Genomic DNA, 18,964 nt, shown 5'->3' on the forward strand with positions numbered 1-18,964 from the left:
CGTGGCGACGAAGGCTCGCCAGAAGCCATTGTGTGCGGTAAGAATCCGCAGCGGGCAGGACGAAAGCGACCTTCTCCACCACGACGCGCTGCGCCTGGCGGCGCTGCCAAAGCCATCGCCACTGGCCAAGAAGTACCAGGGGCATCGGCGGACGGTACGTGAGGCGCTGACCTCGGCGTTGCCGCCGGCTCCGCGTAAGAAGCCACCCCCCCGGTCCTCGCGGCTGGATCCGTTCAAGCCGGTGATCGACCAGATCCTGTGGACGGACCTGGATGCCCCACGCAAGCAGCGGCACACGGTGCGGCGCATCTTCAAACGCCTGGTCGCCGAGCGGGAGATGGAAGGCATCTCCTACTCCGCCGTCGCCAACTACGTGGTCTGCCGCAAACCGCAGATCATGGCCGAGGCGGGCCGGGGCTCGCCGCCCGAGGTGCCCATCGACCAGGTTCACCAGCCCGGGGTCGAGGCCGAGGTCAACTTCGGAGACGTGTGGATCAACCTGGCCGGGACGATGGCCTAGTAACTCCTGTTCGTCTTCCGGCTGTCGAATGGGTCGGAAGGGATACACGCTCTGCCTGATCGGCGACTCGGGCACCGGCAAGTCCACCTACTCATCCCGCATGGCCCACACCCGCGCCCGCCAAGCCGCCGAACCCACTTGACCGAGCTGTCCCGTGCCAGCGAGAGTGAGGCGGTTGAACGGCCGTTGGTGCCTCAGGTCGAGTGACAAGGCCCTCGACCGCTACTTGCCATCGAACCTGAGACATCATGACGGAGGCCGAGCGGAAGCGAGCTGAGGCTGGTCTCGGTGAGGTCCGGCTATGGGAGAAGGGCGAGTTGCCGGGACTGGGCGATCAGAGTGCCCTGGGAGTCCCAGATATCGCAGTCTTCTTCGTGGAAGCCACCGGTGAGGTGCCGGGTGTTGATCTGGCAGGCGAGCCAACCGGGGGCAGGTCGGTTGCGCAGGTGGATGGTCAGTTCAACGGTGGCGGAGGGGAGTTCCCCCAGTTCCATGACGGCCGGGTAGGCGGCGTCGGCGAGGAACGGCAGGCTCACCAGGTCGGGTTCACGGCCGTCGGCGAACCTCATCCAAAAGGTCATGCTGGGTTCGCCGCTGGGCTCGCCGCGCAGCCAGCCGGGCGGCCGGGTCGCGCGGTATTCGACCCGGTCGGCGACGGTGATGCCGGGCAGGGCGACGTCGGCCAGCGGGTCCACGAGCTCGTCCGGCGCGGGCAGGTCGGGCATGGGCGCCAGGGACAGGGTGCGGCCGTTGGACTGGTCGAGGTCGGCGAACGTGGCGACGACGCGCAAGATCTCCTTGCCGTCCTGGTGCATCCGGGCCTCACTGGTGGACGTCCGGCGCCCCTGGCGGGCCGTCTCCACCTGGATCCGGGCTGTTCCGGGTGCCCCGGGCCGGAGAAAGAACGCCGAGGCCACCAGCGGATCGCCGAACTTGGAGTGCTGCTGCAGAGCACGAACACCCACCGCCATCAGGTAGCCACCGTTGGGGTTGCCGCTGGCGGTGTTCCAGCGGTCGGTGAGCTGGGCGGCATAGATGTCGACGCCGGCCGAGGTGAGCCGGGTGTCCTGGTCGAAGAGGTACTCGGTGATCTGCTGCATGAGGCAGAAGCTACTGAACAGCCGGAAGCTTCCTGGACCTGGGGCGGGCGAGGGGCCGCCTCTGCCGCTCGATGGCACTGCCTCGGACTCTTGGGCCGGGACACGAGCGAAACCATCAAGTGAGCTTCCCCAGCCAAAGGTGGGGCCCATTCGCGCTCGCCGGATCAAGGGCAGTCAGGGCCCACGATCGGAACCCTGCGCTGATCCCCGGGCTGCGGTGTCGGTGGTGGTCGGGCGTCCTGTTCATGGACAGCCCCTGAACAGAACACCGACCAGAAGACCGGACGGAACCCCGGGACGACCGGCGCCGGGTGGGCGCCGCCCGAGGACAGCCCGGCGAGGGCGTCAGCCTGCTCAGCGAGGTTCTCCTCCGGCGAAGGCCCGACAGTACCGTTGGAGTGCAGTGCGATCCGGGCCTTCATCAGGGAGGTCGACGGCGTGGGCGATGGTGCTGCGGAGCTGGGCGGCGATGTCGGCCAGGACCTCGAGGCCGGGCAGCGGCCAGGCCGAGCGTTCCCGGATCCGCTCGGGGGTGTTCCAGTCCGGCAGCGCGGCCGTGCACGCGGGCGCGGACCTGCACACGGTGTGACGCCTGGCAGGACGAGGAGTCGTTGTGCGGTCGGGGCCGGTCGAGGACCTGCCCGGGGCCGGGTGTCACTTGCTGTAGAAGGCGCGGATGCCGGTGCTGCCGTCGCTCTGCTTGACCACCTTGAAGCTCTGCGTCTTCTGACCTGTGTATTGCGCGCCGAACACGCGGCCGTTCTGCATGGTCAGCGCCGTGCGCTTGTAGTAGGAGCGGATACCGGTGCTGCCGTCCTTCTGCTTGACCATCATGAAGCTCTGCCAGGCGTTCCCGGCGTACTTCTGGCCGGAGACCGACGTGCCGTTCAGCGTCAGCACCATCTTGTCGTCGTAGAAGGAGCGGATACCGGTACTGCCGTCCTTCTGATCAACGAGGCGGAAGCTCTGCGTCTTCAGTCCTTTGTAGGGAGCGGCGCTGACCGAGGAACCGTTCATGGTCACCACCTGCGGAGCCGACGCCCGAGCCGGCCCGGCGCCTGCACCGGCGGCGAGCGCAGCGGTCACGGTGACTGCGGACACGTGGCGTAGGTCGACCGTGCGGCGCGAGTAGCGAACGAACATACCAAGCAACCTTCCGTAGCAAGTTGACCACACTGCGGTCATCTTGCTACGGGGGTGGTCGCCTGAGCGGCGCAACGCGCCGAAACGACTCACTCACATGAGCCGGGGGCCTCGCCGACGGACGCGTCGACCTGCTCTGCATCGACGAACTGGGCTACATGGAACTCGACCGGCGCGGCGCCGAGCTGGCCACCGCGAGTCGACCACACGGCCGATCACCCGGCGACACCCCGCACGAAGGGCGGGACCGCATCGCGGTCCCGCCCTTCACCTGTCCAACCGCCCCGCCGCCGTCGATCCCGATGACATTCCGACAAATGGATGGCCGCGCGGCGAGATCGTTCTTACCGTTGCCGGATGGTCGTACAAGGAATGCGGCCGGGCGACCGGCGGGTGCGGATCGCTGTTCAGCGGGTGCGGCTGGACGACCGCGAGTATCGCGTCGTCAGGCCCGCCCGCCCTTTGAAGAACGCGTCATTGCGCCAGATGGACGACTGGTTCAACTTCATTGTGGACCGGATGGAAGGGCGCCTGATGGGCGCGTTCTGGCTGTTGGCGGCACGGTCGCGGCGTTCGATCATCTACCTCCCGACCCGCACCGCGCCGTGCCCGTGCCCGTGCACGGGCAGACGCTGTTCCTGACGGGCAGCTCCACCGTGTTCAGGGAACAGGCACGGCACTTCTTCGAGGTGGCGAAGACCGGCCCCGCAGTGGCCGCCCGCAGTTACCGATACTTCCCCGGCGGGTGCAACTACCACTACTGCGTGGGCTTCGACTATTCGATTCATGAACCGGATCGCCAGGGGATAGTGCATGTCGTGTACCTGCCGAGCTGGACGCGGTGACAGTCAGGCTGACGGAGCGGCGGTCCTCCGCGCCGGGTGCGTCACGCCGTGGTGCGCAGAACCCCGATCCACCGCCTGACAGCCGCGCCTGTCCGCGCTCATACCACCTGGCGGTGGCATACGAGAACCGGGCCGTCTCGACCTGGATCTGAGCGCCCGGGCACCCAGCAGTGCCCAAACCGTGCATCGGTGGGAGTGAGCCGGCCGGCAGCCTCGGTAGTGGTGGCTCGATCCAATGAGCCGGGATAATGGATCTCATGAACGCACTACTTACATTGTCTGCCACTGAGATCACCACGAATCGTCTCCGGCTGCGAAAAGCGCACGACGCCGACATCGACGGCCTCATCGAGCTCCAGACCGATCCACAGGTCCGTGCGCACCTCGGCGGACCGCGGCCCCGTGGCGTCGTCGAGCAGTACTTCGACGCGAACGGCATCAGCGCCATTGCAGACAAGCCCGGTACCTATGTCATCGCCGACGAGGAAACCGACCAGTTCATCGGGACACTCGTACTCGACCGCCGCTCGGCCGACCTGCCCGGACATGTCACCGAGGAAGGCGGGGAGCTGGAGCTGAGCTACCTGCTCCGGCGCGGACGTTGGGGTGCGGGGCTGGCATTCGAGGCCGCCACGGCCATGTTGCGCGCCGCTGCCGGCGAGCTGCCCGACCAGCCGGTCTTGGCGGTGACCCAGACGGCCAACGAGCGTTCCCTCAAACTCGCCACCCGTCTCGGCTTCCAGCGCATGGGCACCTTCGAGGCGTATGACGCGGAGCAAACCCTCGCTGTAGCCGACCTGCACTCGTTCAAGGCCCGGTCTCCCATGTCTGGCCCACGCTGAAAGTTGGGCAGCCGATACGACCTACGACGCGCCAGGAAGGCCACGCACTCCCCTGCATGGGCGTCCACGTGCCGTCCTGGGTGGCGTCGGGCCCTCGACGAGCACGACGTGCGCCACCTCGTCCGTGACCGGCCGGTGCCGCCTTCCCGCCGGGACAACCGGGCCTCACGCACACAGCACCCTTGGAAGGACCCGCTATCGTGCGTTGCGTATCCCGAGAATGTATGCCGCAGTAAGCGCGACGGCACGGTCTTCGTCATGTGACAGGTCTGCGAGTGCACGTGAGGCCGTGCTTCCCGGGATATCCGCGAGCGCCTGTGCCAGCCGTCGACGCGCGGACGAATCACCGGTCCCGTGGGCTAGGTGGTCAATGAGCCTGGTGGCGATCTGATCCGCCAATGCGGGACGACTCGCCAGCGCGCTCAGTGCATCGGCTGCATCGACGTCATTCGTCTCCTCGACGACCATATCGATGAGCGTCGGGACCGCGTCGGCCACTCCACGTGCCCCGAGTGCCAGAGCCGCATACCTGCGGACGACGATGTCGGAGTTCGCGAGGGCGTCCTGTAGCAGTGCGGTCGCCTCACCGTTCGGAATTTCGGCGATGGACTGGACGGCTCGTTTCCGCACCTCGGCTACTGGTGCGCCGAGGCCCTCCTCCAGCAGCGCCAATCCGCCCTCGCCCGATTGCGCCAGAGCCCATCGAAGGGCTCCGGCGACATGCGGGTCGGTCTCGCTCAGCGCTGCCTCGACCAGTGCTTCCACTGGCACCGGAACGTCTTCGACCGAGGACAGGACCGCGCGCTGGCGCTTCCCGGCGCTCTTCGACTCCAGTGCCTGGAGGAGTGCGACGATCTGGAGGACGTCCTCCCAGCCGGCGGGTTCCGCGGCACCGATCCGACGGAGCCGCGTGAGCAGCTCCGTCTCACCTGCAATGCGTTCTCGCGTCTGGCGGATGAGGTCGGCGACGAGCTCTGAGGGCGCGAAACCGGGGTCATCGAGCGCGCGCCTGACATCACGCAGCGACAGCCCCAAGGACCGCAGGCTCTCGATATGGAAGATCCGCCGGATGTCCTCGCCGGAGTACTCCCGATAGCCGGCGGCGGTACGACCCGTCGGCCGCGCCAGGCCGAGCGAGTCGTAGTGCCTGAGCATGCGGGCGCTGACCCCGGACCGTCGTGCCACATCACCGATCAACATCGCCTACTCCCCCTCCTGGCCGGTCCCGCCGAGGGCTACGACGCGTTTCGCCTCCTCGATCGCGAACTCGAATCCGGCGTCCGGGTCGCGCCACAGCCGCTCCGTGGCGATCGCGTGCGCGCGCACGCGAGGGGCGAGATCCGTCGTCGCAGCGCGCAGGATCGGCAGAATCGCCTCACCGAGCGCGATCAGCGCCCGGCTGAGGCTCAGCTGCGTCTCACGTTCACCGCGTCCGAGCTGTGTCGACAACACTGCGGCCAAATCGCGTTCTTCACCTTCGGGCACGAGCACGACCGCTGCCCGCCAAGCGCTCCGCGCCACCTCATCGTCGGCGTCGGACAGCAGCGCCCGGGTGATCGCCGGCCACGCCTGCCGATCCCCGATCTTGGACAGCGTGTGCAACGCCTGGCTCCGTGCCTGCGCACGCTCTGAGCGGACTTCATCGAGAAGCCTGGGGACCGTCAATGATGAGGAGTGGCGCGTGAGTGCCCACGTAAGCGTGTCGCGCACGTGGAACTCTGGTTCGATCGCGCATCGCTCGATGAGCATGTCGATGAACCGCGGGTCAGGGGCCGTGCCGACCGCCAGCGCCGCCCGCAGCCGCACCGACGAGCGGCTGTCCTCCAGCCCCTGGAGAGCTCGAATCGTATCCGTGTCCGGTTTCGGCATGGTCATCGGAACCACCTCCTCGGCAACAGTGAAGACCTTGCCACTGTGTCAAGGTCAAGCAGGACCACTCGCAACACTGCCCTTCTCCACGACCTGTGAGTCCTGGGGATCTCTTTGGCGGCCCGGTCTCGGTCAGCTCCTCCTTTGGCGACGGATTCAGCAGGTCAGCCGTTTCTGCCGGCGCGGGTCAAGAACCATCGATCGGCTCCGACCTCACCGTGACGACCAACCCGAAGGAGGTTGACCCATGAGCACGACGACGACCGAGACGGAACCGGCCGTGGAGCGGGCCGGGCGGCGGGCCTGGCTCGGCCTGGCGCTGCTGACGCTGCCCACCCTGCTGGTCAGTCTGGACATGAACGTCCTGTTCCTGGCACTGCCGAGGCTGACGGCGGACCTGGAGCCGAGTAGCACTGAGCAGTTGTGGATCACCGACGGCTACGGCTTCATGACGGCCGGGTTCGTGATCACGATGGGCACGCTGGGCGACCGGATCGGCCGGCGCAGGCTGCTGCTAATCGGCGCGGCCGGGTTCGGCGCCGTGTCCGTGCTGGCCGCGTTCTCGACGAGCGCGGAGATGCTGATCGCGGCGCGGCTGCTGCTCGGGCTGGCCGGCGCCGCCCTGATGCCGTCCACGCTGGCGCTGATCACCAGCATGTTCACCGAGGAGCGGCAGCGCGGACGGGCCATCTCGATCTGGGCCACCGGCAACTTCACGAGTGCGGCCCTCGGGCCGGTGCTCGGCGGGTTCCTGCTACAGCACTTCTGGTGGGGTTCGGTGTTCCTGGTGGCCGCGCCGGTGATGGTGCTGGTGCTGGTGGCCGGGCCGGTGCTGCTGCCGGAGTACCGCACCCCGGCCCACGGCAGGCTGGACCTGGCCAGCGTGGCGCTGTCGCTGGTGGCCGTGTTGCCGATCGTCTACGGGATCAAGCGGCTGGCCGTGTCCGAGGGCGGCGGCCCGGCGCTGCCGGTGGCCGCGATCGGCGTCGGTGTCGGCGTCGGCGTCCTGTTCGTCCGGCGGCAACTGCGCCTGGCCACTCCCCTGCTTGACCTGCGGCTGTTCCGGAGCCCGACCTTCACCGCGGTGCTGTGCGCGCTGGTTCTGGTCGGCGCCACGATGGCCGGCACCGGGCTGCTGGGGACCCAGTTCCTGCAGAGCGTGCTCGACCTGTCGCCGACCACCGCGGCCCTGTGGTTCACGCCGATGGGGCTGGCCGTGGGGCTGAGCACGATGCTGGCGCCGATGCTGGGCCGGAGGCTGCCGGCGCCCGCCGCGATCGCGGCCGGGCTGACCTGCTCGGTGCTGGGCTGTCTGCTGATCACGCAGGTCGGCGCCGGCGGCGGGCCGCTGCTGTTGGTGATCGCGTTGGCGGTGCTGGCGCTGGGCACCGGTCCGCTGTTCGCGCTCGGCATCGGCGTGGTCATGAGCGCGGTGCCGACGGAGCGGGCCGGCTCGGCCGCGTCGATGTCGGAGACCAGCAACTTCCTCGGCGGGTCGCTGGGCATGGCGCTGCTCGGCGCGGCCGGCGCCGGCCTCTACCGGCAGCAGATGGCCGACCCGGTGGCGGACGCGACGTCGGCCGGGCTGCCTGCGGGTGCGGCGCATTCGGCCCAGGAGTCGCTGGCCGGCGCGGTGGGATCGGCGCATTGGCTTCCCGATCGGGCCGCGGCCGACCTGCTGCGCGCAGCGCACGACGCGTTCACCGGTGGGTTGCACGTGGCGGGAGTCGCCGGCGCGATCATCTTCGCGGGCCTGGCGGTGTGCTTCCTGCGGGTGCATCGCCGATCCCGGCGGAGCTGACCGGCGCCCGGCGCATCCGCACCTGCCCGGAGCGGGTCATCGCTGCGACCGAGGGGGCATGCCCGTGGCCGCGCCTGCCTTGAGCCGCCTGATGGGGCGTCGGTGATCAGGCCCGCATGCCGCCTCCGGCAGCCCTACCGGAGGCGGCGAGGTCGCATTACGCGACGGCGGTCCCCTCAAGCTCGACCATCAGGGTGGGGATCGCCAGCCGTGTCACTCCGAGCATCGTGGTGGACGGCGCCACCCCGGCGGCGCCCAACCGCGACGCCAGCACGCCGTAGTGCTCGAAGAGCCGATCGACGTCGGTGGTGTAGACGTTGAGCCGGACGAGGCTCGCGAGGGACATGCCGGCCTCGGCGAGCACGGCCTCCAGATTGTCGAGGCTCAGCGCCAGCTGCGCCGCCATGTCACCGGCATGCTGGGGCTTGCCGTCGCCGCTCATCGCGGTCTGCCCGGCGCAGTACAGGGTCCGGGTGTGCCCGGAGACGATCTCACCCTGGTTGTACCCCATCTCCGCTGACCACGCCCACGGGTTGACCGCAGTTCGTTCCATCGCCACTTCAGCTCCATTTGGTTCATCGACATCACGGACGTCCATCGGCTCGGTAGCCGCCATCCGTTCCGTCCTGCTGATGAGCCTCCCGGAAAATCACGACATCCTATGTCGTGTATTTCGGTAGAATTCCCGTATGCGCGCCGATCGGTTGGTCTCCCTGGTGCTGCTGCTGCGCCAGCGCGGTCGGCTGTCCGCGGCCACGCTGGCCCGCGAGCTGGAGGTGTCCACCCGCACCGTGCTGCGCGACATTGAGGCGCTGTCGGCGGCCGGCGTCCCGGTCTACGCCGAACGCGGCCGGCACGGCGGTTTCGCATTGCTGCCCGGTTTCCAGACCGACCTCACCGGACTGAACCACGACGAGGCACTCGCCCTGGTGATCGCCGGATCGCGGCGCGGCGCGCAGGCATTCGGCCTCGGCTCGGCGCTCGCTTCGGCCATGCTCAAGGTGGTCGACGCGCTGCCCGAGAGCTATCGGGCCACCGCGACCGGCGCGGCGCAGCGACTGCTCATCGACCCCGAGACCGACCTCCTCTCGCGCCGGCTGGTCGCTGAGGAGGCGCCCGACACCGTCATGACCGAGGTCCGGCGCGCGGTGCTCGCCGGACACAAGCTGCGCATCCACTACGCGGCCGTGGACCAGACCCCGAAGTGGCGCACGGTGGACCCGATCGGCCTGGTCACCGTGCGCGACCAGGGCTACCTGCTGGCCACGAGGTCCGGCGCGGACCGCACCTACCGGCTGTCCCGGCTCTTGGCCGCCGAGGAACTCGCCGAACCCGCACAGCGACCGGACCGGGTCGATCTGGACCGGGCCTGGCAGGAGCGCAGCACCCGGTTCCGAACCGGCGGCGACCAGGTCACCGTGCTGGTACGGATGAACCCGACGCGCCGCGAGGACCTGGTGGGCACCGCGCTGGCCGTCCTCGCCGAAGAAACCGACGCAGACGGCTGGCTGCGGCTGGAGGTGACCTTCCAAGATCCCAGACACGCCGAATGGGCGCTGTGGCAACTCACCTCGAACGCGGAAGCCCTGGCCCCGCAGTGGTTGCGCACCTCCCTGCGCAACCGCGCCGCCGCGATCGCCACCCTCTACGGAGTGTCATCCTGAGAATCGTCGCCTTCTGCGGGCGGCGGGACGGCGGCGGCCTCCGTCCTGATCCTCATCGGCCGGGTGGTGAGCGGGTGGGGCCGGAACGGATGGGCGCGCTTCTACGGCGTCGCCCAGTTAGGGCGTGGGCAGGTCGAGCTTGGCCGCGAGGGCTTCCAGCAACTCGACCTGCTCCTCCGGGCCGGCAGGCAGGAGATGGAGCGCGATGTGCATCTCGTCGGCGCCGACGGCGGTGATGCGGTCGATGTCGCTCAGCACGGCGTCGGTGAAGTCGGCGGGAGAGACCGGGACGCCAGGAGGGACCGGGATCGTGTTCACCACGACGGTGCCGGTGCCGCCGGCCTCTCGGTACCAGCGGATCTGTGTCCGGGTGTCGTCCCAGTCGACCCCGACGGTGACGAAGCCATCCCCGATGCGGGCCGCACGTTCGATGGTGTGGCAGGCCGTCGCGCCGATGAGCAGGGGAATGGTGCTGCCCCACGGCTTCGGGCCGACCAAGGACGGCGGAATCTGGTAGTACTCGCCGTGGAACTCCACGGGGTCGGGACCCCAGCAGGCCCGCATCGCGGCCACGTGCTCGACGAATCCGGCGCCTCTGCGGCTTGCCGGCACGCCCGCCGCGATGAACTCCTCGGGGATGTAGAACGGCGGCTCCCGGGTGCCGCCGCCTTGGCCGATGCCGACGTCCAGCCGTCCCTGAGACAGCTGGTCGAGCGTGGCGAGCCTGCGGGCCAGGATGACGGGCGACTGGAAGATCGAGTTCAGGATGCTGGTGCACACGCGGATCCGCTGAGTGTGCGCGGCCGCCCAGGTCAGCATTTCCAGCGAGTCCCAGGCATAGGACTCAGGCAGGCCCGCGTCGTTGTTCCAGTGCGGTCCAGCGGGGGTCAGCAGCCGCTCGCTGGCGGACACGGCGTGGAATCCGAGCCGTTCGGTCGCCTGGGCCACGGCGACGACGGCATCGGGACCGGCTTAGGGGCCGACGTGCGGAAGGCTGACGCCGATGCGTGGAAGGTTCATTCCTATCCTCCATGATAGCCGTAGGGCATGAAACGCCCAGGTCAGGCGTGCCTCCTTCAGTACATGGTCGGAGCGGGCGGGAGATTCTTGCGGCACCGGACCGCAAAAAATCTCCCGCCCGCTCCGATTCAGCGCTTCCGGCCGCTCGGTCAGCGGTCGCCGGTCATCAGTCGCCGGTCATGGTGTGGCGCAGGCGGGCTTAGGCAGGTCTGTTCAGCGCGGGAGAGGGGCTTCGCGTGCTTCTGGGGGTGGGTGCTCGCGGTCTTGGCGACGGCGAGCCAGAGGACGCCCCAGGTCAGGAAGAAGGGGGACCAGAGGACGAGATCCCAGCGGGCGAGGTGGCGGGAGAGCTGGAGGTAATGGGCCGGTGGTGGTCGCAGTCCGGTGAGCGTGAGGGTGTCGCCGAGGAGCCCGAAGCCGACCGGCCTGATCGAACGCAGCACCATCAGGACGCCGAGTGTCCAGGCCAGGGTGCTCCTCGACGGCCACGAGTCCCGGCGGGCCGGGCGAGGGTGACCCTACGGTGACACCATGCAAGATCATCTCTGGACGTCTGGCGACGAACCCGCCCCGCCGAGCCATGCCGAACTGCTGGCAGCCATCGGCCGGACCCTCGGGCTGGACGGCTCGTACCGGGAATGGCCGGTCCCCACCGGCTGGTGGCGAGAACCATCCGACGAGGATCGGGAACCACCCGGCGGCGGCCCCGCGGTGACCGTGCTGAGCGGAGCCGTGGACGGGGGCCGGGTCGCCTGGGTCGAACGGTACGTCCATCCGCCGGGGCTCGCCGTCGACGGTGACCTGTGGGTGACGGTACTGGTGAATGTCAGCGGGCCGGGCCTGGTCCAGTCCCCGCGCGGATGGGTGCACGCGCATTCCGACGTACCGCATCGGCCCGAGGTGTCGGCGCATCTGGCCGATGACCGCGCCGACCGCGTACACGAGGTCTCGGCCGTGAGGTTCACGTCCGACGACCGCCTCATCGTCAGTTGCGCATGGGGGCGACTCGACGCTGAATGCCACTTGTGGCTGCCCACACCCGCACGCCCGGAACTCCGTCGGACATGGACGACGCGTGAACAGGCGCTTCTCCCGACAGAGTTTCCCCGAGCCCGGTGAACACGCCGTTCAGAGCCAGGTGGCGCCCAGCCAGGCGGTCGCGGCCGCAGCGGCCAGGAGGGCGATATTGAGTCCGATCTGCCGGGCCTCACCACGGGAGACGTGGACCGCGATTCCGCCGACCTGGATCAGGACGAGGCCGGTCGCCGCGGCGATGGCGAGCCACGGCGTGATCCCGGTCAGCGGCGGCAGGATGAGGCCGGCGGCACCGAGGAGTTCCAGCACCCCGATCAGCCGGACGACCCGCATGGGGACACGGTCGACCCAGCCCATCATGGGCTGGAGCCGTTCCTGGCTCTGGACGGCCTTCTTGCCCCCGGCGTAGAGGTAGAACACCGCCAGCAGTGCGGCGATGATCCAGTAAGCGACGGTCATGTGGGCTCCGAGGTAGATGGTTACCTTTCGTAAGCTGCCCCATGATGCGTCACTATTGAGAGCCTTACAAAAGGCACATGCGTGTGCGTAGGGCACAAGGGGCTGTCATGCCGCAGTACGAGCACACCTGCATGATCCGCGGAGACGGTGGCCGGACGATCCGCACGGTCCTCGACCGGATCTGCGACAAGTGGACCCTTCTGATCGTGGCGACCCTTGATCAGAAGCGGCTGCGCTTCACCGATCTGCATCGGCAGATCCCCGGGATCTCCCAGCGGATGCTGACGCTGACGCTCCGGAACCTGGAACGCGACGGACTGGTCTCCAGGACCGTCTACGCGGAGGTTCCGCCGAGGGTCGAATACGCGCTGACCCCGAACGGGCGGAGCCTCATCCCACCCGCACTGGCTCTCGCCGACTGGGCGATCGAGCACATCGCCGACATCGAGGCCAGTAGAACCGCCTACGAGACCCGGAGCGGACGACCTTCGCGCCCGGCCGCACCTCTTCCCCCGGCGGCGGACCCGGGCTGACCTGGCGACCGATGCCTCCCAGGCGTTACACCACGGCGACGGCGTCCGGCGGCGGGGAACGTGCCGGCGACAACGCCGCAGATGGCGGCTTGCTCGGTGGTCGGAGTCAGCCTGTGAGTTCGCTGAGACTTTGAACGAAGGCGCGGGTCCGGGAGTTCTCCCTGTCGGACGGCCAGACCAGGCCGTACACGATGGGCGGTGCGTCGCTGATGGGGAGGAAGACGAGGTCGGAGCGGCTGTAGTACTGGGCGGCGCGGAAGCACGTGGGTGAGACGCCCTTGCCCAGGGCGACGAGGGAGAGTACTTCCTGCCAGTAGGTGGCGGCCGGGCCGTGCGTAATGGGGCGGCCTGCGGGGGTGTGGTGCGGGTAGTGCTGGTCGAGCCAGTACTGCGGGATGGCGCCGGCGATGGTCACCAGTGGGGTGGAGGCGAGGTCTTCGAGGGAGACCGAATCGCGTCGGGCGAGCGGATGGTCCGCTGGGACTATGAGCGCGCGGGGTTCGTGGGAGACGACGGGGCCGGCGACGATGTCGGGTTCGTCGATGGGGAACTCGCTGATCTGAAGGTCGAGTGCGCCGGTCCGCAGCGGGCCGAGGGGGTCGTGGAGCTGTACCTCCCGGATGTGGACGTCGCACTCGGGGTGGCGGGAGTGGAAGGCGTCGGCGGCCTTGATCATCAGGTTGCCGTTCCACGGGGCCGAGTAGCCGACCCGCAGCGTGCCGTGGATGCTGCCGGCCATGTTGACGGCCCGTTCCAGTCCGGCTTCCATCTGCTGATGGGCCTGGCGCAGATCCTCGTGAAGCTGCCGCCCTATCGCGGTGAGGGCCACCTTGCGGCTGGTGCGCTCGAACAGCGGCGCCCCGATCTGACGTTCCAGCTTCTTGATCGTCTGACTGATCCTGCCGGTGCTCACGTGCAGGCGCTCGGCAGTGCGCCCGAAGTGCAGCTCCTCGGCCAGCGTCAAGAACGCCTCGAGCTCAAGACGTTCGAGCACCGCGCTCCCCATCGTTGAACGTGACTAAATGACCGTTCCATTATCACCCCTTGTTGCGTTTTCTGCCGCATTACATCCTGATCTGGCCCACTTCCGGCACACGCCGCGATGTGGATCACTCAGGAGAAGGAAGTCATGGAGATCAGCGTCAACACCTTCGTCAGCCTCGACGGCGTCATGCAGGGCCCGGGCGGGGTCGAGGAGGATCGCAGCAACGGCTTCGAGCGCGGGGGCTGGCTCGTGCCCCAGAGCGACGCCGGCCAGCTGGCCCCCGTCGGCGAGTGGTTCCGCCGGGCCGATGCCTTCCTGCTGGGGCGCAGCACCTTCGAGATGATGCGCACCTACTGGTCGCAGGTGACCGAGCCCGACAACATCGTGGCCACCGCCCTCAACACCTGGAAGAAGTACGTCGTCAGCGACACCCTGGCCGACGCCGATGCGGCCTGGGGGGACACCACGGTGCTGCGCGGCGACATCGTGGAGCAGGTCCGCGGGCTCAAGGAGCAGCCGGGCGGTGAGTTGCAGGTGCACGGCAGCTGGCAGCTGGTGCGCAGCCTGCACGACGCCGGGCTCGTCGACATCTACCGGTTGCTCCAGGTTCCCGTCGTGGTTGGGGACGGCAAGCGCCTGTTCGCCGGCGGCGCCGTCCCGGCGACCTACCGGATCACCGAATCGGAGGTGCTGGACGGGGGGTCGGGAGCGGTCTCGCTCACCCTGCGCCAGACCGGCTTCGCCACCACCGGCACCGGCGAGTTCGTGGTGCACGACGGTCAGGAGGCCATCGCCTGAGCGGGTGAGAGTGGCAGATGATCGGCACGCGGCGGTCTCGGCGCGAGCTCGGCCGAGGCCCCCGCGAGGGCCCGATTCCATCCAGACCGGCATCGGGCGCCTCGCCGACCGGCCCGTCACGACGAACCCGTAGGAGGACGATGCATCTGACCAGGGACCAGGCATTGCCCGCCCGAGACGCGGCGGCCATCGCCTGCGAGCTGAAAGACCGAGAAGAGGTCGTCGACGCGCTGTACCGGTTCGCTCAGGGACTGGACCTCCAGGACAGGCAGCTGCTCGCCTCGGCGCTCGCGGCCGATGCGGAGCTGGATTCCCGCTCGGCGGCGGCCAAATGGGGGGCGTACAGCCCACTGATGATCGGCCGCGACACGATCGTGAACCTGCTCCTGGGCCTGATCATCGACCGCGTCGACACCACCCACGTGGTCACCAACCCCCGCGTCCAGGTGGACGGCGACACCGCCCGGTTCACCGCGATGGTGCAGGCCAAGTACCTGCTCAGGGCCGACCACGACCGGCACGCCCTGCTCACCAACCGCTACACCCTCGACCTCGCACGGGACGGAGCGCACTGGGTCATGCACCGCGTCCACATCGAGACCGCCTGGTACACCGGCGACCCCGCCGACGTCCTAGGCGGGTAGAAGCCGCCGGCCGCCGTCAACGGCCTGTGTTGGCGGCGGCGCGGCGGACGCGTAGCGCACCAGGTCAGAGGGCGAGTGCGCACGACCGTGTCGGTAGTCGAGTCAGGTCGGCTTTCGGTGCAGTCCCGCCACGTGGAGCTCGTCGAGGGCGTGGAAGGTGAGGGAGTCGCGCCGGCGGTGGCCCGTCAGGCTCATTCCGGGGAAGTCAGTGAAGAGGCGCGGGAGCGTCTCGACGGCCTCCATGCGCGCCAGCGCCTGGCCGAGGCAGTAGTGGATCCCGCTGCCGAAGGCCAGGTGGGGCAGCGGGTCCCGGGACAGGTCCAGCGGGCCCTGCGCCCGGTTGACGTCCTGGAGGAGGACCTGCACGGTCTGGCCCGCCTCGATCCGCCGGCCGGACAGCTCATGCCCGGTCACGGCGACGCGGACGACGCGCTTGATGGGGCCTTCGACCCGGAGCAGCTCCTCGACCGCGCGGGTCGGGTCTGCCAGCAGGAGCGGGATCTGGCCGGGATCGCCGAGCAGGGCGAGGACGGAGCCGGCGATGAGGCCGGCGGTGGTCTCGTGTCCCGCGGTCAGCAGCAGGACGCAGGTGGCGGCGACCTCGGCCTCCGTCAGTCCGTCCGGCACCGCCAGCATCGCGCTGATGAAGTCGGCGCCGGGCCGCTTGCGCCGTTCGGCGATCAGCGGCGCGAGGAACATGGCCAGGTCCGTCGTGGCGGCCGTGCCGGCCACGATCGCGTCGCCGTCGGCGTCCGGCTCCAGCAGGCGGACCAGCGGCGGGGTGAGCTCCAGCAGCAGCTCGGCGCCGTCCTCGCCCACGTCCAGCAGCTCGGCGATGACGGCGACGGGGATCAGGTGGGCGACCTCCCGCAGCAGGTCGGTCTCGTCGTCCAGCCCGGTCAGCACGGCCTCGACGATCTCCACGATCCGGGGACGGAGCGACTCGACCGCCCGCGGGGTGAAGGCGGGGCTGAGCAGCCTGCGCATCCGGGTGTGGTCGGGCGGGTCGGAGAACAGCAGGTTGCCGGGCGGCATCTCGCGGAGCTCGGCGGGGGCGTCCGGCCTGAGCGCGGGATTGCTGCTCCAGCCGACGCCGCGCAGCACCGCCGCGGCCTCCTCGTGCCCGGACACCAGCCAGGTGGCCGACGGCTCGTCCCAGCGGACGGGTTCAGCGCACACGGACGCCTCCCCAGAACTCCTTGTCGAGCTCGCCCATCGGCGTCGCGGGCGGCCCGTCCCAGTCCCACTCCTGCCGGATCCGCTCCCAGTCGGCGGTGGCGCGGAACTGGCTCAGGACGGCCGACATGCCGAGCTGGATCCGGGTCAGCGTCGTCATCGCCGGGTCCATCCGCCACTTCCTGATGAACTCGCCGTACGGGCCGGTGAGGCCGAACTCGCCCCGGGTGGCGACCGCGTCGGTTTCGGGGGTGTAGGTGAACGGCTGCGGCCGGGTCCAGGCGTAAAGGGTCGAGGTCCACCAGCCGAGGACCTGATCGGCGGGCGGCGGGTCGTCGCGGTCCAGGACGCCCTCGTCGTAATGGAGGCGCAGCAGGGTCTCGGCATCGCCCGTGACCGTCGCCTCGGCGACGGCCGTCATGAAGCGGACCTGCTCCGGCTGGAAGCGCTTGACGCAGCCGAAGTCCAGGAAGGTCACCGTCCCGTCGTCGTGGAAGAGGAAGTTGCCGGGGTGCGGGTCGGCGTGGAACAGGCCGAGCCGGCGGATCCCGCCGATGTAGAAGCGGAACACCGCCTCGCCCCAGCGGTCCTTGAGCTCCTGGCCGGCGCCGAGCGCCTCGCGGTGGCGCATCCCGTCGACCAGGTCCATGGTCAGCACCCGCCGCCCGGACAGCTCCGGGACGATCTCGGGGATGCGGATGAACGGGTGGCCCCGGTAGTGGCCGGCGAACTCGCGCTGGTTGCGGGCCTCGGCCCGGTAGTCGATCTCCTCGCCGATCCGTTCGGAGACCTCCTTGGCCACCGCCCGGACGTCCATCCGGGTCATCCCCGGCAGCAGGCCCCGGCCCATCTGGAAGAAGGTGGCGATCAGCTCGGTGTTGGCGAGGTCGGCCCGGATCGCCTCCTCGACACCCGGGTACTGGACCTTGACCGCGACCCGGCGGCCGTCGCGGGTGGTGGCGCGGTGCACCTGGCCGATCGAGGCGGCGGCGATCGGCTCGGGCTCGAACTCGGCGAACACCTCCTGCGGCGGCGCCCCCAGTTCGGCCTCCACCATGGCAGCCGCCATCTCCGGCGGCATCGGCGGGGCGTCGTCCTGGAGGCGGGCCAGGGCCCGCTGGTAGATCGACTGGTTCTCGCCCTCCACCGTGAAGCCGACGAAGGACATGATCTGGCCGGCCTTCATCAGCACCCCCTTGGAGCGCCCCAGCCGCTCGGCGTACCGTTCGGCCGCCCGCGCATGGAACTCCGCGGTGTCGGCGCCGCGCACCCGCTTGCGCAGCGAGGCCACGACCGCCTCCCCCGCCGTGCGGCCCGCCAGGCCGACCAGCGGCGCCGTCCGGGCCACGCGCCCGCTCCTGATGTCATGCTCAGCCATCCCAGACCCCCGGAAGTAGCTTCTTTGGTTTCCTCAGTGTTTACTTAGGAGCATGACGACGTCAACCCGTGACCGCATCGTCGACGCGGCGATGGAGCTGTTCGGCCGCAACGGCTACAAGGGAACAAGCGTGGTTCAGATCGAGAAGGCGGCCGGGCTGACCCCGGGGGCGGGCGGCATCTACCACCACTTCCGCAGCAAGGAGGCGGTGCTGGCGGCCGGGATCGAACGGCACCTCGGACGGGTCGCCGCCCTGCGCGACCTCCGCCGCGTCTTCGCCGGGGTCGGCGACCTGCGGACCGAGCTGACCCTGACCGCCCGCTATGCCCTGGCCGAGCTGGACAACGAGACCGAGCTGCTGCGGATCATCGCCTCCGAGGCCCGTGCCCGTCCGGAACTGGTCGGGGGCGCGGTCCAGCAGCTCATCGGCGCGACCTACACCGGCTTCGCGGGCTGGCTGCGCGACGGCGCGGGGCTCGCCGAGGAGAAGGCGACCGCCGTCGCCGCCGTGGGCCTCGGCGCACTGCTCTCCTCCCGGCTGCTCCCCGTCCTACTCGACTCCGACCCGATCGGCGTCTCCGACGACGCGCTGGTCGAGACCTGGGTCGAGATGATGCACGCCCAGCTCGAACGCGACTGAACGGGCTACGTCGTCGCCGCCAGGCGCCGTCGGGTGCGGGACGGCACCGACGCGGGCAGCGTGGCGAGGACGTCGGCGAGGGTGACCCCGGCGAGGCTGCTCCGCCACGCCTCGTGCGCGTCGGCCATCTTCTCGGCGAGGACGCAAGTGCGTTGGCAGTCTTCGGGGGGCAGCGCCCCGCGTCCTTGCTGGCGGATCTCGCGGCATTCGTACGGCGGGGACGCGCCGGCGACGGCCTCGACGATCTCCAGGAGCGTGATCTCGGAGGTGGGCCGCGCGAGCCGGAAGCCTCCCCGTGGGCCCGTGGTCGCGGCCAGCAGGCCGGCTCTGGTGAGCGCCTGCAACTGCTTGGCGAGGTAGGCCGCCGGGAGGTCGAAGTACAGGGCGAGCTGCGCCGCCGAGGCGGTGGTCCCCGGGTCGAGCTGTGCCAGCGTCGTGGTGCAGTGCAGGACCCATTCGGTGCTCACAGGCAGCTTCACGGCACAGAGTCTATCGCAGACATTGCGGACCTT

Annotated in this window: 21 protein-coding genes and 1 pseudogene; 10 read left to right on the plus strand and 12 right to left on the minus strand. The window is 69.5% G+C overall.

The window, feature by feature from the left end:
• The first annotated feature begins 1 nt into the window (after position 1).
• Positions 2–520: a hypothetical protein gene (locus OHA34_RS03735; RefSeq protein ID WP_285943855.1), complete on the plus strand. Its 519-nt coding sequence runs from the start codon at positions 2–4 to the stop codon at positions 518–520.
• Positions 521–819: 299 nt separating this feature from the next.
• Here the strand turns inward: OHA34_RS03735 and OHA34_RS03740 are convergent, their stop codons facing one another.
• A complete protein-coding gene (locus OHA34_RS03740; RefSeq protein ID WP_285943353.1) occupies positions 820–1,620 on the minus strand; it encodes a thioesterase family protein in 801 nt (266 codons plus the stop codon).
• 445 nt (positions 1,621–2,065) lie between these two features.
• On the opposite strand from OHA34_RS03740, the gene OHA34_RS03745 reads away from it, so the two are divergent.
• Positions 2,066–2,209 carry a hypothetical protein gene (locus OHA34_RS03745; protein WP_285943352.1) on the plus strand — a complete coding sequence of 48 codons (144 nt, stop codon included), beginning with the start codon at positions 2,066–2,068 and terminating at the stop codon, positions 2,207–2,209.
• A 65-nt stretch (positions 2,210–2,274) separates the two neighbouring features.
• Here OHA34_RS03745 and OHA34_RS03750 read toward each other — a convergent pair whose 3' ends face one another.
• Positions 2,275–2,763 carry an RICIN domain-containing protein gene (locus OHA34_RS03750; protein ID WP_285943351.1) on the minus strand — a complete coding sequence of 163 codons (489 nt, stop codon included), beginning with the start codon at positions 2,761–2,763 and terminating at the stop codon, positions 2,275–2,277.
• A 357-nt stretch (positions 2,764–3,120) separates the two neighbouring features.
• On the opposite strand from OHA34_RS03750, the gene OHA34_RS03755 reads away from it, so the two are divergent.
• Both OHA34_RS03755 and OHA34_RS03760 read left to right on the plus strand, forming a co-directional pair.
• A complete protein-coding gene (locus tag OHA34_RS03755; protein WP_285943350.1) occupies positions 3,121–3,405 on the plus strand; it encodes a hypothetical protein in 285 nt (94 codons plus the stop codon).
• A gap of 460 nt (positions 3,406–3,865) precedes the next feature.
• Complete coding sequence (locus tag OHA34_RS03760) at positions 3,866–4,450, plus strand: GNAT family N-acetyltransferase (RefSeq protein WP_329520704.1); 585 nt, start codon at positions 3,866–3,868, stop codon at positions 4,448–4,450.
• 195 nt (positions 4,451–4,645) lie between these two features.
• Here the strand turns inward: OHA34_RS03760 and OHA34_RS03765 are convergent, their stop codons facing one another.
• Both OHA34_RS03765 and OHA34_RS03770 read right to left on the minus strand, forming a co-directional pair.
• Positions 4,646–5,650: a HEAT repeat domain-containing protein gene (locus OHA34_RS03765; RefSeq protein WP_329520705.1), complete on the minus strand. Its 1,005-nt coding sequence runs from the start codon at positions 5,648–5,650 to the stop codon at positions 4,646–4,648.
• Between the two features lie 3 nt (positions 5,651–5,653).
• Positions 5,654–6,325 (minus strand): HEAT repeat domain-containing protein, encoded by a 672-nt coding sequence (locus OHA34_RS03770; RefSeq protein WP_329520706.1) that lies wholly within the window; start codon positions 6,323–6,325, stop codon positions 5,654–5,656.
• Between the two features lie 241 nt (positions 6,326–6,566).
• Between OHA34_RS03770 and OHA34_RS03775 the strand changes: the two genes are divergently transcribed.
• Positions 6,567–8,120 (plus strand): MFS transporter, encoded by a 1,554-nt coding sequence (locus tag OHA34_RS03775; protein ID WP_329520707.1) that lies wholly within the window; start codon positions 6,567–6,569, stop codon positions 8,118–8,120.
• A gap of 157 nt (positions 8,121–8,277) precedes the next feature.
• Here the strand turns inward: OHA34_RS03775 and OHA34_RS03780 are convergent, their stop codons facing one another.
• The gene (locus OHA34_RS03780) at positions 8,278–8,673 is read right to left on the minus strand and encodes a RidA family protein (protein ID WP_329520708.1); all 396 of its coding nucleotides are present in this window, start codon (positions 8,671–8,673) and stop codon (positions 8,278–8,280) included.
• Between the two features lie 136 nt (positions 8,674–8,809).
• Here OHA34_RS03780 and OHA34_RS03785 point away from each other — a divergent pair, with 136 nt between their 5' ends.
• Positions 8,810–9,784 carry a helix-turn-helix transcriptional regulator gene (locus OHA34_RS03785; RefSeq protein ID WP_329520709.1) on the plus strand — a complete coding sequence of 325 codons (975 nt, stop codon included), beginning with the start codon at positions 8,810–8,812 and terminating at the stop codon, positions 9,782–9,784.
• A gap of 117 nt (positions 9,785–9,901) precedes the next feature.
• Here the strand turns inward: OHA34_RS03785 and OHA34_RS03790 are convergent.
• The 3 genes and pseudogenes from OHA34_RS03790 to OHA34_RS03800 all read right to left on the minus strand — a co-directional run.
• Positions 9,902–10,738 (minus strand): annotated as a pseudogene (locus tag OHA34_RS03790) (TIGR03619 family F420-dependent LLM class oxidoreductase); the annotation flags it as partial.
• Positions 10,739–10,953: 215 nt separating this feature from the next.
• Positions 10,954–11,250, minus strand: a complete 297-nt coding sequence (locus OHA34_RS03795) for a hypothetical protein (protein WP_329520710.1) — start codon at positions 11,248–11,250, stop codon at positions 10,954–10,956.
• A gap of 682 nt (positions 11,251–11,932) precedes the next feature.
• Positions 11,933–12,298, minus strand: coding sequence for a DoxX family protein (locus tag OHA34_RS03800; protein ID WP_329520711.1), 366 nt, complete (start codon positions 12,296–12,298; stop codon positions 11,933–11,935).
• A 107-nt stretch (positions 12,299–12,405) separates the two neighbouring features.
• On the opposite strand from OHA34_RS03800, the gene OHA34_RS03805 reads away from it, so the two are divergent.
• Entirely contained in the window at positions 12,406–12,831 is a 426-nt protein-coding gene (locus OHA34_RS03805) for a winged helix-turn-helix transcriptional regulator (protein ID WP_329520712.1), read from the plus strand.
• A 106-nt stretch (positions 12,832–12,937) separates the two neighbouring features.
• Here OHA34_RS03805 and OHA34_RS03810 read toward each other — a convergent pair whose 3' ends face one another.
• A complete protein-coding gene (locus OHA34_RS03810) occupies positions 12,938–13,825 on the minus strand; it encodes a LysR family transcriptional regulator (RefSeq protein WP_329520713.1) in 888 nt (295 codons plus the stop codon).
• Positions 13,826–13,960: 135 nt separating this feature from the next.
• Between OHA34_RS03810 and OHA34_RS03815 the strand changes: the two genes are divergently transcribed.
• On the plus strand, positions 13,961–14,614 hold the full coding sequence (locus OHA34_RS03815; protein ID WP_285943338.1) for a dihydrofolate reductase family protein: 654 nt from the start codon (positions 13,961–13,963) through the stop codon (positions 14,612–14,614).
• A gap of 140 nt (positions 14,615–14,754) precedes the next feature.
• Positions 14,755–15,258 carry a nuclear transport factor 2 family protein gene (locus OHA34_RS03820; RefSeq protein ID WP_285943337.1) on the plus strand — a complete coding sequence of 168 codons (504 nt, stop codon included), beginning with the start codon at positions 14,755–14,757 and terminating at the stop codon, positions 15,256–15,258.
• Positions 15,259–15,360: 102 nt separating this feature from the next.
• On the opposite strand, the gene OHA34_RS03825 is transcribed toward OHA34_RS03820, so the two are convergent.
• Both OHA34_RS03825 and OHA34_RS03830 read right to left on the minus strand, forming a co-directional pair.
• Positions 15,361–16,437, minus strand: a complete 1,077-nt coding sequence (locus tag OHA34_RS03825; RefSeq protein ID WP_329520714.1) for a cytochrome P450 — start codon at positions 16,435–16,437, stop codon at positions 15,361–15,363.
• The gene (locus tag OHA34_RS03830) at positions 16,427–17,782 is read right to left on the minus strand and encodes an ABC1 kinase family protein (RefSeq protein WP_285943335.1); all 1,356 of its coding nucleotides are present in this window, start codon (positions 17,780–17,782) and stop codon (positions 16,427–16,429) included. The genes OHA34_RS03825 and OHA34_RS03830 overlap by 11 nt, the downstream gene beginning before the upstream one ends.
• 82 nt (positions 17,783–17,864) lie before the next feature.
• Between OHA34_RS03830 and OHA34_RS03835 the strand changes: the two genes are divergently transcribed.
• Positions 17,865–18,452 (plus strand): TetR/AcrR family transcriptional regulator, encoded by a 588-nt coding sequence (locus tag OHA34_RS03835; protein ID WP_285943334.1) that lies wholly within the window; start codon positions 17,865–17,867, stop codon positions 18,450–18,452.
• A 5-nt stretch (positions 18,453–18,457) separates the two neighbouring features.
• Here OHA34_RS03835 and OHA34_RS03840 read toward each other — a convergent pair whose 3' ends face one another.
• On the minus strand, positions 18,458–18,931 hold the full coding sequence (locus OHA34_RS03840; RefSeq protein ID WP_329520715.1) for an RrF2 family transcriptional regulator: 474 nt from the start codon (positions 18,929–18,931) through the stop codon (positions 18,458–18,460).
• Between the last annotated feature and the right edge of the window lie 33 nt (positions 18,932–18,964).

The sequence above is a fragment of the Spirillospora sp. NBC_01491 genome (genome assembly GCF_036227065.1).
In the GTDB taxonomy this organism is placed as follows: Bacteria; Actinomycetota; Actinomycetes; order Streptosporangiales; family Streptosporangiaceae; genus Spirillospora; species Spirillospora xylanilytica.

Excerpts from the sequence above, each read along its gene's own strand:
- OHA34_RS03835 (WP_285943334.1), top strand. The coding sequence starts at position 17,865 with ATGACGACGTCAACCCGTGACCGCATCGTCGACGCGGCGATGGAGCTG.
- OHA34_RS03750 (WP_285943351.1), bottom strand. The coding sequence starts at position 2,763 with ATGTTCGTTCGCTACTCGCGCCGCACGGTCGACCTACGCCACGTGTCC.
- OHA34_RS03815 (WP_285943338.1), top strand. The coding sequence starts at position 13,961 with ATGGAGATCAGCGTCAACACCTTCGTCAGCCTCGACGGCGTCATGCAG.
- OHA34_RS03740 (WP_285943353.1), bottom strand. The coding sequence starts at position 1,620 with ATGCAGCAGATCACCGAGTACCTCTTCGACCAGGACACCCGGCTCACC.
- OHA34_RS03785 (WP_329520709.1), top strand. The coding sequence starts at position 8,810 with ATGCGCGCCGATCGGTTGGTCTCCCTGGTGCTGCTGCTGCGCCAGCGC.
- OHA34_RS03770 (WP_329520706.1), bottom strand. The coding sequence starts at position 6,325 with ATGACCATGCCGAAACCGGACACGGATACGATTCGAGCTCTCCAGGGG.
- OHA34_RS03775 (WP_329520707.1), top strand. The coding sequence starts at position 6,567 with ATGAGCACGACGACGACCGAGACGGAACCGGCCGTGGAGCGGGCCGGG.
- OHA34_RS03805 (WP_329520712.1), top strand. The coding sequence starts at position 12,406 with ATGCCGCAGTACGAGCACACCTGCATGATCCGCGGAGACGGTGGCCGG.
- OHA34_RS03795 (WP_329520710.1), bottom strand. The coding sequence starts at position 11,250 with ATGGTGCTGCGTTCGATCAGGCCGGTCGGCTTCGGGCTCCTCGGCGAC.
- OHA34_RS03745 (WP_285943352.1), top strand. The coding sequence starts at position 2,066 with ATGGTGCTGCGGAGCTGGGCGGCGATGTCGGCCAGGACCTCGAGGCCG.
- OHA34_RS03780 (WP_329520708.1), bottom strand. The coding sequence starts at position 8,673 with ATGGAACGAACTGCGGTCAACCCGTGGGCGTGGTCAGCGGAGATGGGG.
- OHA34_RS03820 (WP_285943337.1), top strand. The coding sequence starts at position 14,755 with ATGCATCTGACCAGGGACCAGGCATTGCCCGCCCGAGACGCGGCGGCC.
- OHA34_RS03765 (WP_329520705.1), bottom strand. The coding sequence starts at position 5,650 with ATGTTGATCGGTGATGTGGCACGACGGTCCGGGGTCAGCGCCCGCATG.
- OHA34_RS03760 (WP_329520704.1), top strand. The coding sequence starts at position 3,866 with ATGAACGCACTACTTACATTGTCTGCCACTGAGATCACCACGAATCGT.
- OHA34_RS03800 (WP_329520711.1), bottom strand. The coding sequence starts at position 12,298 with ATGACCGTCGCTTACTGGATCATCGCCGCACTGCTGGCGGTGTTCTAC.
- OHA34_RS03755 (WP_285943350.1), top strand. The coding sequence starts at position 3,121 with ATGGTCGTACAAGGAATGCGGCCGGGCGACCGGCGGGTGCGGATCGCT.